At 50.5% G+C, this 12,798-nt stretch carries 12 protein-coding genes; 9 read left to right on the top strand and 3 right to left on the bottom strand.

Features of this window, described 5'->3' with window-relative positions:
* The first annotated feature begins 144 nt into the window (after positions 1-144).
* From P40081_RS19730 to P40081_RS19715, 4 genes are all read left to right on the top strand, one after another.
* Positions 145-1,701: an ABC-F family ATP-binding cassette domain-containing protein gene (locus P40081_RS19730; protein ID WP_042137854.1), complete on the top strand. Its 1,557-nt coding sequence runs from the start codon at positions 145-147 to the stop codon at positions 1,699-1,701.
* Positions 1,702-1,815: 114 nt separating this feature from the next.
* Entirely contained in the window at positions 1,816-2,886 is a 1,071-nt protein-coding gene (locus P40081_RS19725; RefSeq protein WP_042137853.1) for a ThiF family adenylyltransferase, read from the top strand.
* Positions 2,887-2,902: 16 nt separating this feature from the next.
* Positions 2,903-3,205 (top strand): Dabb family protein, encoded by a 303-nt coding sequence (locus P40081_RS19720; RefSeq protein ID WP_042137851.1) that lies wholly within the window; start codon positions 2,903-2,905, stop codon positions 3,203-3,205.
* Between the two features lie 130 nt (positions 3,206-3,335).
* Positions 3,336-4,094, top strand: coding sequence for a response regulator transcription factor (locus P40081_RS19715; RefSeq protein WP_197074251.1), 759 nt, complete (start codon positions 3,336-3,338; stop codon positions 4,092-4,094).
* Positions 4,095-4,204: 110 nt separating this feature from the next.
* On the opposite strand, the gene P40081_RS19710 is transcribed toward P40081_RS19715, so the two are convergent.
* Positions 4,205-4,744: a C40 family peptidase gene (locus P40081_RS19710; protein WP_042137848.1), complete on the bottom strand. Its 540-nt coding sequence runs from the start codon at positions 4,742-4,744 to the stop codon at positions 4,205-4,207.
* A 281-nt stretch (positions 4,745-5,025) separates the two neighbouring features.
* Positions 5,026-5,667, bottom strand: a complete 642-nt coding sequence (locus tag P40081_RS19705) for a thiamine diphosphokinase (protein WP_042137846.1) — start codon at positions 5,665-5,667, stop codon at positions 5,026-5,028.
* A gap of 168 nt (positions 5,668-5,835) precedes the next feature.
* On the opposite strand from P40081_RS19705, the gene P40081_RS19700 reads away from it, so the two are divergent.
* Complete coding sequence (locus P40081_RS19700) at positions 5,836-6,300, top strand: low molecular weight protein-tyrosine-phosphatase (protein WP_042141256.1); 465 nt, start codon at positions 5,836-5,838, stop codon at positions 6,298-6,300.
* Between the two features lie 144 nt (positions 6,301-6,444).
* On the opposite strand, the gene P40081_RS19695 is transcribed toward P40081_RS19700, so the two are convergent.
* Positions 6,445-7,176, bottom strand: coding sequence for an alpha/beta hydrolase (locus P40081_RS19695; protein ID WP_042137844.1), 732 nt, complete (start codon positions 7,174-7,176; stop codon positions 6,445-6,447).
* 266 nt (positions 7,177-7,442) lie between these two features.
* Between P40081_RS19695 and pdhA the strand changes: the two genes are divergently transcribed.
* The 4 genes from pdhA (at position 7,443) to lpdA (ending at position 12,680) form a co-directional block, all read left to right on the top strand.
* Entirely contained in the window at positions 7,443-8,510 is a 1,068-nt protein-coding gene (gene pdhA, locus P40081_RS19690) for a pyruvate dehydrogenase (acetyl-transferring) E1 component subunit alpha (protein WP_039299153.1), read from the top strand.
* Between the two features lie 15 nt (positions 8,511-8,525).
* Positions 8,526-9,503: an alpha-ketoacid dehydrogenase subunit beta gene (locus P40081_RS19685; protein WP_042137842.1), complete on the top strand. Its 978-nt coding sequence runs from the start codon at positions 8,526-8,528 to the stop codon at positions 9,501-9,503.
* Between the two features lie 108 nt (positions 9,504-9,611).
* Positions 9,612-11,264, top strand: coding sequence for a 2-oxo acid dehydrogenase subunit E2 (locus P40081_RS19680; RefSeq protein WP_042137840.1), 1,653 nt, complete (start codon positions 9,612-9,614; stop codon positions 11,262-11,264).
* 3 nt (positions 11,265-11,267) lie between these two features.
* A complete protein-coding gene (gene lpdA / locus P40081_RS19675; RefSeq protein WP_042137838.1) occupies positions 11,268-12,680 on the top strand; it encodes a dihydrolipoyl dehydrogenase in 1,413 nt (470 codons plus the stop codon).
* Positions 12,681-12,798 lie beyond the last annotated feature (118 nt).

The raw sequence follows: 12,798 nt of genomic DNA, 5'->3' as shown, positions 1-12,798 counted from the left end.
ATCACTACTTTTTCTGCGTGTTTTGCAGGAATTAGGCTTATTTTCTATTTCGGCGCAGGACATAGGTGTGCTAGAATGGAGTGATGTATGTGCTTAACCCGTTTCGTAATATTTATAATATAGACAGGAGCTTGCGGAGAATTTATGAGTTTACTTACTGTAGAAGACGTTTCCCACAACTTTGGGGACCGGGTATTGTTCAAGGATGTATCTTTCCGCCTGCTGGATGGAGAGCATGTAGGAATTGTTGGAGCTAACGGCGTGGGTAAGTCGACGCTGATGAATATTTTGACCGGTAAATTGTTGAAGGACAGCGGCAAATTAGAGTGGACTCCGCGTGTCCGTTACGGCTATCTCGATCAGCACACCCAGCTTACGGCAGGCAAAACGGTACGCGATGTGCTTAAAGATGCCTTCCTGCCGCTGCTGGAGCTGGAGGCTGAAATGCTGGCCATTACTGATAAAATGGGCGACGCCACTCCCGAAGAGCTGGAAACGCTGCTGGATCAGATGGGCACGATTCAGGAACAGCTGGACATCGGCGACTTTTATATGATTGATGTGAAGGTGGAGGATATGGCGGGCGGCCTCGGCCTGTCGGCGATCGGTCTGGACCGGGACGTAACCAGCCTGAGCGGGGGGCAGCGGACCAAGGTTCTGCTGGCGAAGCTGCTGCTGGAGAAACCGAATGTGCTGCTGCTCGATGAGCCTACGAACTATCTCGATGTGGAGCATATTGACTGGCTGACCAATTATCTGAAAAATTATCCGTATGCCTTCATGCTGATCTCCCATGATACGGAATTTATGAATAAAATCGTGGATGTGATCTATCATCTGGAATTCTCGAAGCTGACCCGCTATACGGCCAACTATGAGAAATTCCTGGAAATGGCGGGGATGAACAAAGCCCAGCACATTGATGCGTATGAGAAGCAGCAGGATTTCATCAAAAAGCAGGAAGACTTCATCCAGCGCAATAAAGCGCGGGCTTCCACATCGGGCCGGGCCAAGAGCCGTGAGAAGCAGCTTGGGCGTCTGGAACGGATTGACCGTCCGGAAGAGGCGATGAAGCCGACCTTCCAGTTCAAAGAGAGCCGGGCCAGCGGGAAGACCGTGTTCGAAGGCGTTGACTTCGAGATTGGTTATGATCGTCCGCTGCTGCCAAGCAAGCTGAATATGATGATTGAACGCGGAGAGAAGATTGCTATTGTCGGGTACAATGGTGTCGGCAAATCCACGCTGCTCAAAACGATTCTAGGCGTAATCCCGACCTACAGCGGCAAAACCTATCTGGGGGATTACCTGAGTTCAGCGTATTTCCAGCAGGAAATGAAGGCGGAGAATATTACCCCGATTGAAGATGTATGGAATGAATTCTCAAGTCTCACCCAGAATGAAGTACGTGGCCATCTGGCACGCTGCGGGCTGAAGAATGAACATATTACCCGTCCGCTTAGCATGCTGAGCGGTGGCGAGCAGGCCAAAGTACGTCTGTGTAAGCTGCTGATGCGCGAGAGCAATTGGATTCTGTTCGATGAGCCTACGAATCACCTTGATATTGTTGCCAAGGCAGAGCTCAAACGGGCGCTCCAGGAATACAAAGGGACGATTCTGCTTGTCTCCCATGAACCGGAATTCTACGAGGATTGGGTAACGAAGGTATGGAATGTGGAGCAGTGGTCTGCTCAGACTGTATAGATGAATTACAACGTCCGGGGAGGAGCGCTGCAAGGCGCTGTTTCCCGGATTTTCATAATATAGAGTGATAAACGGAATAAATATTTTCTATCGGATAAAGGGGGCTGTTCAGGAATGGGTCCTAATGACAATGACAAACCGGCTCCGGCATCAGCGGCGGGACGGGACGGAAGGTATTCAAGACAGGTCCGCTTTACTCCGTTCGGTGCTGCGGGGCAGCAGGGACTGGCGCGGTCAAGTGTGCTGATAGTAGGAATGGGTGCACTGGGTACAGGGATTGCCGAGACTTTGGCGCGCTGCGGGGTAGGCCGGCTGATCCTTGTGGACCGCGATTATGTAGAGTGGAGCAATCTGCAGCGTCAGCAGCTGTATACGGAAGAAGATGCCCGTCTGCGGATGCCCAAAGCGGCTGCAGCCAAGTCCAGACTCAAGGAGATTAACTCGGAAATCGTGCTTGAAGCCCATGTACTGGATGTGCGTGCAGAGGAGATGGAGAGCCTGCTTCCGGGGGTGGATCTGATTATGGACGGGACGGATAACTTCGACACCCGGCTGATCATGAATGACCTGGCGCAAAAACACGGCATTCCCTGGATCTATGGCGCCTGTGTCGGAAGCTACGGAATTACATACACCATCCTGCCGGGTGAAACGCCCTGTCTGAATTGTCTGCTGGGTACTATCCCGCTGGGCGGGGATACCTGTGATACGGCCGGCATTCTGCCGCAAGCTGTACAGATGGTTACGGCGAATGGAACGGCTGAGGCGCTGAAGCTGCTCGGCGGGTACAAAGAGAAGCTGCGCGGCAAGCTGCTGACATTCGATGTCTGGCAGAGCGAGCAGCAGGAGATTGGCGTCAAGGCGGCGAAAAAGGTAGACTGTCCATCCTGCGGTGACCGTCCGGTCTATCCGTATCTGTCTGCAGCTAACACAGAACGCAGCGATGTGCTCTGCGGCCGGGATACGGTGCAGATCCGCCCGGCGCAGCGCCGGAGCCTCAATCTGCAGGAGACTGCCGCCCGCCTCTCCAGGCTGAATAGCGGCAAGGTAGAGAGCAATCCGTATCTGGTCTCCTTTACAGAGGAGCCTTACCGTATGGTTGTGTTTGCCGACGGGAGGGCATTAATTCATGGAACCAGTGATATTGCTGCGGCACGCAGCTTCTATCACCGGTATTTCGGGTAACGAAGGGGAGGATAAGATGAAGAACGGAACAATCAGGCATATGGCTATTTTTACATTGAAGCATGCCCCGGACTCTGCGGAGACTGCTGCCTTCCTGCGGGACGGAGCGGAGATCCTCAGCGCCATTCCGGTAGTGAAGAATTTCGAGGTGCTGCGCCAGGTCAGTGTGAAATGTGACTTCCAGTATGGCTTCTCGATGGAGTTCGAAGACCAGGCGGCTTATGATGCCTATAATAGCCATCCCGAGCATCAGGCATTTGTTGCAAAACGCTGGGAGGTAGAGGTAACTGATTTCCAGGAGATTGACTTCGTGAATTAATCGTCCGTAGCCTAAGCAAAGTAAAGCAAAGAGACCATTCCCTGGAATGGTCTCTTTGCTTTACGGGAACTCTAAGCTTCATCTGCGCCGGTACAAGCCGGTACAAAGGTGGAAGGTGGGGGACTTCATTGTGAATGAAATCATTGCCTGGTATGCGCCCGGTCCGGCGCCGGAGGTGCGGGAATCTGAGGCGGAATGCAAGAAACGGGAAGAGGGGCGTGTGGAGCTTGAAGCCGCAATCCGTGAGCTGGGTATGAAGACAGCAACAAGCGAAGATGTAGAGGATCTTCGCTTGCTGCTGTCTGGTCAAGAACCAGTGCTGCTGCTCGCAGAGCTGGGTGAACCCGCAGGCTGGTCAGGCTGGAGGGTAGTGTCAGAAATGCGGGAAGAGGGGATGGTTCTGCCGGTGATGGTGATATCCGGAGGGGATGAAGAGGCGCGTGGCCCGGCAGCTGTATCAGCTTTTGATGCAGGGGGCAATGAATATATGGCGAGGCCTGTACATACCGGTGAGTTCAAATGCAGGGTGCTCAATTTATTGAAGCTTACCGGACGCCGCAGAGGAGCGGCTTCGCTGCTTAAGGTGGATGGCTTATTGCTCGATCCCAGCCGCCGGCAGGTCAGCCGGGACGGAATAGAGCTGAAGATGACCCCCAAGGAATTCGACCTATTGTACTATCTTGCCGTTAATCTGGGTGAAATCTGTCCCAGAAACGAGATTTTACAGCAGGTATGGGGGTATCACTTTCACGCTGACACTAATGTGGTGGATGTCTACATCCGGCATATCCGTATGAAGATAGACAAGGGCCACCGGAATAAACTGATACATACGGTACGAGGAACCGGATATGTACTGCGGGCGCCGGAGAGCGGTGTCACAGGTTAGGGAATACTTAACTGACTCTCCGGCTTTTTTGAGAACCGTGCTATGGACTTGCAACAAATCGTGAATGAAGCACGTTTAATATTTAATAAGAGAGAGCTGATCAGATGCGTTTACAGTACGCGGCGTGCTTTCAGGTAGGTTTTTTTCCAGTTGCCCGAATTCAGATCTGAAAGCGTTACTCCAGGTGAACCGTAGGTGTGGAGAATCTTGCCATTGCCTGCATAGACTGCTACATGCGTTACATTCTTGCCTGTTGCCCGGCTTCCGCTGGAGAAGAACACCAAATCGCCGACGCGCAGATTGGCCTTGCTCACGGATGATCCGACTTTAGATTGGGCTACGGAAGTACGCGGCAGGTTAACGCCATATTTCTTGAAAATATATTTCGTGAATGAAGAGCAGTCAAAGTATCTTGTAGTAGAAGTGGATGCACCGAACTGGTAGCGCGTACCCAGATATTTTTTGCCGAAGCTGACAATACTTGAGCCGGTTGAAGATGCGGAAACGGATTCTGCTGTGACAGCGGAAGAGGATACGGATGCGGCAGCAGCAGGGGCTGTGCCTGCTCCGGTAGCCATTAGGGTGCCGAGCCCGATTGTTGTGCACATTCCAATAGCAATTGCTTGCTTAAACCATTGTTGCTTATTCATGTAGTAATACCTCCCAGGTTTGTGTTTATCTTTCTAGTTTCTTTCTCTGATTCGTAGTATAGCAGGTTATCTATTTCCTAAATTATGGAGCAGAGGCTTCAAATGCAGGCTGGGTCTACGTTGTAAGCGTTTTATTAAAATCTCATTAAAAGTTACAAAATATTAATATTTAGCTTGAACAGGCATAGAAAAAAGCCGGGAAACCCTTACTGTGTAAGGAGATTCCCGGCTTTACATTTTTGAAACAAAGGTTACAGTGATGTCTCTAAAAACCTATGTAATCAGTCTTTACTCTGGATAATCAGCAGAAGTCCGCTCTCAATAGTAACCGTTCCGCTAGCGGCAAGCAGCACATTACTTACGGCCAGAGACTGGCCCAGCTTAAGGGTGGCATTCTCCAGCGGATATTGAAAACCCTGCAGCGTAATTCCTGTAACCTCCGGTGTCAAAGGCAGCAGAGAGACATAGGTATACCCGCGTTCCTCGACTACAGCATGCGAGCCGGTCAGCGTAATATAGTTATTCGCATCCATGATAGAACAGGCGACCTGACGCTGCAGTGCCCGGGTCATCATCTGGATACTGGCCAGTGTATGGTCCATACGGGTTCCGGTTACACCCATAAGGAGAATGGACTCAGGCTGTGTATTCAGGGCAAGATCCAGCGCCATTTCACTGTCCGTCAGGTCCTTGTTGACCGGATCACAGCTGATGGTTTCCTTGCTTCCCGTCTGTATCAGCAGCAGCGCTTCGGGGGAGACGGAATCGAAATCTCCGACGGCAATATCAGGTGTGTATCCGTGATCAATCAGGAAAAGTGCCCCCCGGTCCGCTCCGATAATAAAATCCTCTTCATCTAATAGGTGCAAACCATCCGGTGATAGCTCACCGCCTGCAAATATGACAACACGCCCAGATGGCAATGTGATCCCCTCCTTGTTGTGGCTATTAAGTTAGTCACCCTGAACAGTATAATGCAGTTTGAAAAGTTGTACAATTGCTGCCATAACGCTAAAATGAAGTCAGATGCATTTCGCCGCAAGACTTATCCGCGGATTGGAAGGCATAAATGGTCACGGGGGGTGAGAGAGATCGTAAACGTGTTATTCGTATGTCTGGGCAATATTTGCCGTTCGCCGATGGCTGAAGCAGTTCTGCGCCACAAAATAGAGCAGCGGCAATTGTCCAGTCAAATCACTGTGGATTCAGCCGGAACCGGAGACTGGCATATCGGCAAGATGCCGCATGAGGGCACAAGAGGGATTCTGGATTTGCATGGAATCAGCTATGAGCACATGACAGCCCGGCTGGTAAGCGGCGAAGATTTTGAGAAGTTTCAATATATAATCTGCATGGACAAGTCCAATGGGGACAATGTTCGCAAAATTCCCGGAGGCGAGAAGTCGGAGCTGTTATTCTTCATGGATCTGCTGCCGGACGAGGAGCTTCGTGAAGTGCCGGACCCGTATTTTACCGGAAATTTCGAGCAGGTATATGATCTGGTGAATGCCGGCTGTGAAGTGCTGCTGGAACGTATTATTACCGAGAAGCTGTAGCAGGCATAGATCCGCAGCATGACCGGTTGCCGTCCTTACATTTAAGGACGGGCACCGTATGCCCGCCCTGTACTGAAAGCGCACTCACCTGCACAACGTACATAAGTTCGGAAGATGTTCACTTTTTAGGCCTTAAAGGCTGTTTCAGCGGTTGAAGAAATAGAGTAATGATTCCGGTAGCTCTTTTTGCCAGAATCCCCAGAGATGGCGGCCGTCCTTCTCACGGTAGGATACGGTGGCTCCCCTTGACTCCAGCATCGCTTTGGTTTCCCTGTTCATTTCTACGAAATCGTAGATTCCGGTATCAGTCTTGTAGTCTCGCTCCTGCAGACCGACGACCATATTGATCTGAAGCCAGGAGAGATCATCTTCCTGTTCCAGCTGCTGGCGGGTTTCGGGGTAATAGGCGCCGGAGAGGCTGAGCACACGGTTGAATAAGGCGGGATAAGCCAGGGCAAGATGCAGGGAGACACTGCCGCCCAGGGAATCGCCGGCGATGATTCGTTCTTCCGGCGTACGCCGTACAGGATAATTATGTTCAATGAAGGGAATAATCTCTTCGGCGAAGCATGCAAGGTACTGCTTAAAGCGGCTGCCAAACGGAGCGTATTCTTCGGTGCGGACAGCTACGTTCACTTCGACACCCACTATAATGAAGGGATCCACATCCTGCTCCAGAATCAGCTGCCCGGCAAGCGTGGCGATCCGGCCGAAGTTGAAGAATTCTTCCCCGTCCTGGCAGTAGACCACCGGGTAACTGAGGACTTCGTTATAGCCGGGAGGAAGATAAATGCGCAGCTTGCGTTCCTCCTGCAGATGCTCGCTCCACAGTGTTTGTTTCACTATTGTACGTTTCAGAAAAACAGGTTCGCTCATTGTCCAATCGTCACCTTTCGTGTCGGATTTTTGCATTAGACTAAGTGTTACGTTAAAATTACCCAAGCGGCAAATGTGGGATATATCATTTACTTGAATAATATCCTTCTATCTGTTATAGGATATTCCAAAGCCTGTTATACATACAAAATTTATGGAAACATAAATTTTATGCGTATTTCTTTGACGAAACAGCTACAACAGGTGTATAATAATTCTATAACAGAGACCACTGATATTCAAATTTTTTTATTGAGGTGAAGATAATGACTAGAGTTCCTTATGAAGTGTATACAGAGGACGTTGAAGCCCTTTCGGTACTTTCCCCGGATGGAGAAGTTATCAACAAGGAAATGATGCCTGATCTTACCGATGACCAACTGAAAGAAATTATGTACCGTATGGTATTTACCCGTACTTGGGATGACCGTGCCGTCAACCTGGGCCGTCAAGGCCGTCTCGGCTTCTATGCACCGGTATCCGGTCAGGAAGCTACGATGATCGGCAGCGAGTTCGCTTTGCAGAAGGAAGATTTCGTCTGCCCGGGCTACCGCGATATTCCACAGCTGGTATGGCATGGACTTCCATTATATCAGGCTTTCCTGTATTCCCGCGGACATCAGCACGGCGGACAGATTCCTGAAGGCGTAAATGTACTTATGCCGCAGATCATTATCGGAGCACAGATCCTGCATGCTACCGGTATTGCAATGGGATTCAAATTGAAGAAACAAGCTAATGTAGCTATTACTTATACAGGTGACGGCGGTTCATCCGAAGGTGACTTCTATGAAGGCCTTAACTATGCAGGTGTCTTCAAACTTCCTGTAATCTTCTTTGTTCAGAACAACGGCTATGCGATTACAACTCCGTTCGCGAAGCAGACGGCAGCTAAATCGATCGCCCACAAAGCGGTTGCAGCAGGCATTCCGGGAATCAAGATCGATGGTATGGACGTGTTCGCGGTAATCTCCGCTGTTCAGCAGGCTGCTGAACGTGCCCGTAAAGGCGAAGGCGCGACATTGATTGAAGCCGTAACTTACCGTTTCCGTCCGCATTCCCTGTCCGATGACGCCAGTAAATACCGCTCCAAGGAAGAAGAAGGACAATGGAATGAGAAAGATCCGATTGCCCGTCTTGCCAAGTACCTGGAGAAAAAAGGCCTTTGGACCGAAGAAGACACTCTGCGCGTAAGAGAAGAAGCGAAAGCAACTGTGAACGAGCAGATTAAAAAAGCAGAACAGACCGAAAAAATGACCATTCCCGGCTTGATCGACAGCATGTTCGAGGTAACTCCGAAACATCTTGAAGAACAAAAAGCCGATTTTGAATAAGGGGGATATCAGGCAATGGCACAGATGAATATGAAAGAAGCAATTCGTGACGCAATGCGCGTTGAACTGACTCGTGACCCCAATGTTCTTATCTTCGGAGAGGATGTTGGTAATGTAGGCGGCGTGTTCCGTGTAACGGAAGGGCTGCAAAAGGAATTTGGCGAGGAGCGTGTCTTCGATACTCCGCTGGCTGAATCCGCAATCGGAGGTTTGGCTTTCGGTCTCGGCGTACAGGGTTTCCGCCCGATTGCCGAAATCCAGTTCGTAGGCTTCATCTTCGAAGCACTTGATCAAATCGTCATTCAGGCTGCCCGCCTGCGCTGGCGTTCCGGGGGCAGATACAATGCTCCTGTAGTCTTCCGCACTCCATTCGGCGGCGGCGTTAAAGCAGCCGAACTTCATACCGATTCCCTGGAAGGCCTGATTGCCCAGAGCCCGGGTATCAAGGTTGTTATTCCTTCCAATCCATACGATGCCAAGGGACTGCTGATCGCTTCGATCCGCGACAATGACCCTGTATTCTTCATGGAGCACTTGAACCTGTACCATGCTTTCCGTGCAGAAGTGCCTGAAGGTGAATACACCGTTGAATTGGGTAAAGCTAATGTAGTACGCGAAGGAACTGATGTCTCAATCATCACTTACGGCCTGATGGTACATACTGCTACCAAAGCGGCCGATCAGCTCGAAAAAGACGGCATCAAAGCCGAAATTATCGACTTGCGTACGGTTAGCCCGATTGATATCGATACGATTGTCGCTTCTATTAAGAAGACCAACCGTGCCATTGTAGTCCAAGAAGCACAAAAGAGCTCCGGCGTAGCCGCAGAAGTGATTGCTCAAATTAATGAAAAAGCTCTGCTGCATCTTGAAGCTCCTGTGCTTCGTGTAGCTGGCCCTGATACAATCTTCCCGTTCGCACAAATCGAGGATTCCTGGATTCCTACACCGGCGCGTGTCATTGCGGCAGTGAAGAAAGTAATGGAATTCTAAGAGAAATGACCTTGCCGTCCTTGCAAAAGGGCGGCACCCGTTTCTGCAATACATTGTACTGCTTACAAACTAAGCGTATGTAAACATAACTTTTAGGAGGTTATCAAGGTGGCAAAATTTGAGTACCGGTTCCCTGAGCTGGGCGAAGGTCTGCATGAAGGCGAAATTATCAAAATGCATATCAAAGCTGGCGACAAAGTAACCGATGACGATATCGTAATGGAAGTTCAGAATGACAAGGCAGTAGTAGAGGTTCCTTGTCCGGTTAACGGCACAGTGCTTGAAGTCTTCACCAAAGACGGTCAGGTATGCCGCGTAGGTGAAGTAGTTGCAATTATTGATGCAGAAGGCGAAGTTCCTGAACAGGAAGGCGGCCATCCTGCAGAACAGGCTTCCCAGGAAGCAGATGCAGCAAAGGGCGGAGCAGATACAACATCATCTCCGGCAGCCAGCAGCCCTGCAACAGGCGGAACCAGCAACTTTGAATATAAGTTCCCTGAACTCGGCGAAGGTCTGCATGAAGGGGAAATCATCAAGATGCATATCAAGGTCGGCGACAAAATCACCGACGATGATATCATCATGGAAGTTCAGAATGATAAGGCTGTAGTTGAAGTTCCTTCTCCTGTCAACGGTACAGTAGTAGAAGTGTTCACCAAAGACGGTCAAGTATGCCGTGTAGGCGAAGTGGTGGCAATCATTGCTGCAGAAGGCGATGTTCCTCAGCAGGAAGGCGGTCATGCAGAAGCGTCTGGTGCGCAGGCAGCAGCTCCTTCCCAGGCTCCGGCAGCAGCGGCGGCAGCTCCGGCTCCTAACCGTGAAGTGCTGGCAACCCCTAGCGTACGCAAATTTGCCCGTGACAAGAGTGTTGACATCTCTCAGGTAAATGGCTCCGGCAAGAACGGCAAGATCACACTTGAAGATGTAGAAGCCTTCCTGAAGGGCGGATCAGCAGCACCTGCGGCATCGGCTCCGGCGGCGGCATCTGCACCTGCAGCAGCAACAGAAGCTCCAAAAGCTAAGGCAGCTGCTTCTCCGGCAGCTTCCGGCAATGCAAACCTGGAAGAAGAACGCGTACCATTCAAGGGTATCCGTAAAGCCATTGCCAATGCTATGGTTAAATCGGCATACACAGCACCGCATGTTACCATTATGGACGAAGTGGATGTTACTGAGCTTGTAGCCTTCCGTGCCCGTATGAAACCTGTAGCCGAGAAGAAAGGCGTGAAGGTAACTTACCTTCCGTTCATCGTGAAGGCACTCGTTGCAGCTTCCCGTCAATTCCCTGCGCTTAACGCTATGATTGATGAAGCAACGAACGAAATTGTCTACAAGAAATACTACAACATCGGTATCGCTACAGATACAGACAACGGTCTGATCGTTCCTGTAATCAAAGACGCTGACCGCAAGAGCATCTGGATGATCGCAAGCGCGATTACAGATCTGGCAGTCCGCGGACGCGACGGCAAACTGGCTCCGAATGAAATGAAAGGCAGCACCATCTCGATCAGCAACATCGGTTCCGCAGGCGGTATGTTCTTCACCCCAATTATCAACTTCCCTGAAGTTGCGATTCTGGGTACAGGACGCATCACTGAGAAGCCGGTTGTTAATAATGGCGAAATCGTCGCAGCTCCGGTTATGGCCCTGTCTCTGAGCTTTGACCACCGTATTATCGATGGTGCAACCGCTCAGAACTTCATGAATTACATTAAGACCTTGCTTGCAAATCCTGATATGTTAGTTATGGAGGTGTAATAAATGGTAGTCGGAGACGCTTCAATCGAAATCGACACATTGGTAATTGGTGCAGGTCCCGGCGGGTATGTGGCGGCAATTCGTGCCGCCCAGCTCGGCCAAAAGGTAATCATTGTAGATAAATCGGAACTCGGCGGCGTGTGCTTGAACCGCGGCTGTATTCCTTCCAAGGCGCTGATCTCTGCAGCTCATCAATTCGAGGCTGCTCAGCACGGCGAAGTATTCGGTGTTACTGCCGAGAACGTCAAAGTGGACTGGGCCAAAACCCAGGAGTTCAAAAACGGAGTTGTCAAAAGAATGACTTCAGGGGTAACCAGCCTGATGAAAGGCAACAAAATTGAAGTATTCAACGGTGAAGCTATGTTCATCAGCACAAACGAAGCCCGTTTGTTCAATGATCATGAATCCCCGCGCTACAAATTCAATAACTGCATCATCGCAACGGGCTCCCGTCCGATTGAACTGAAGCCTTTCCCGTTCGGCGGACGCATTCTGTCCTCGACTGAAGCACTTGATCTGCCGGAAATTCCGAAGAGCATGATTGTTATCGGCGGCGGCTATATTGGAGCAGAGCTTGGCCAGATGTACTCCAAATTCGGCACCAAAGTAACGATCATTGAAGGTCTGGACACTGTTCTGCCTGGCTTTGACAAAGACATGACCCGTCTGGTTGCCAAGAATATGGCGAAGACCGGTATTGAAATTGTGACTAACGCCAAAGCTGAAAGTGCTGTTCAGAACGACAAGGAAGTAACCGTGAAGTACTCCGTGGGCGGCGAGTCCAAAGAAGTGACTGCCGATTACCTGCTGGTTACTGTAGGACGTCGTCCTAACACTGACGGTGAACTGGGTCTGGATCTGATCGGTGTTGAGCTGGATGAACGCGGTCTGGTCAAAGTCGACCACCAGGGACGCACTAATATTCCTAATATCTTTGCCATCGGCGACATCGTTCCCGGTCTTGCTCTGGCACATAAGGCTTCTTACGAAGGTAAAATTGCTGCTGAAGCCATCTCCGGCCACAAATCGGTTGTTGACTACAAGGTTATGCCTGCAGTAGTGTTCACAGATCCTGAATGCTCCAGCGTAGGTCTGACTGAGAAAGAAGCGAAGGACAAGGGCTATGCTGTGAAGAGCGGCAAATTCCCGTTCGCAGGTAACGGCCGTGCCGTTTCCCTGAATGCTCCTGAAGGCTTCATCAAGATTGTGGCTAAGAGCGACAATAATCAGGTGCTCGGCGCGCAAATCGTCGGTATCGAAGCTTCCAACCTGATTGCTGAGCTGGGTCTGGCTATTGAAATGGGCGCTACGCTTGAAGATATCGCCCTGACGATCCACGCGCATCCAACCCTAGGCGAAATCGTCATGGAAGCGGCTGAGCTGGTAGAAGGACACCCGATTCACGTTATTAAATAATACCCTTACGCCTGCACGGGTAGGATCATAAGAGGATGTTTCCAAAGCCATGTAGAATGGTTAAGGGGACATCCTCTTTTCGATCGGCGGCAGAGGAGAGGGGCCGGTATTTTATTTT

Source organism: Paenibacillus sp. FSL P4-0081 (genome assembly GCF_000758565.1).
Lineage (GTDB): Bacteria > Bacillota > Bacilli > Paenibacillales > Paenibacillaceae > Paenibacillus_AQ > Paenibacillus_AQ phytohabitans.
The sequence above is the reverse complement of the archived record's forward strand: the minus strand, read 5'-3'. Positions and strand labels throughout refer to the sequence as shown.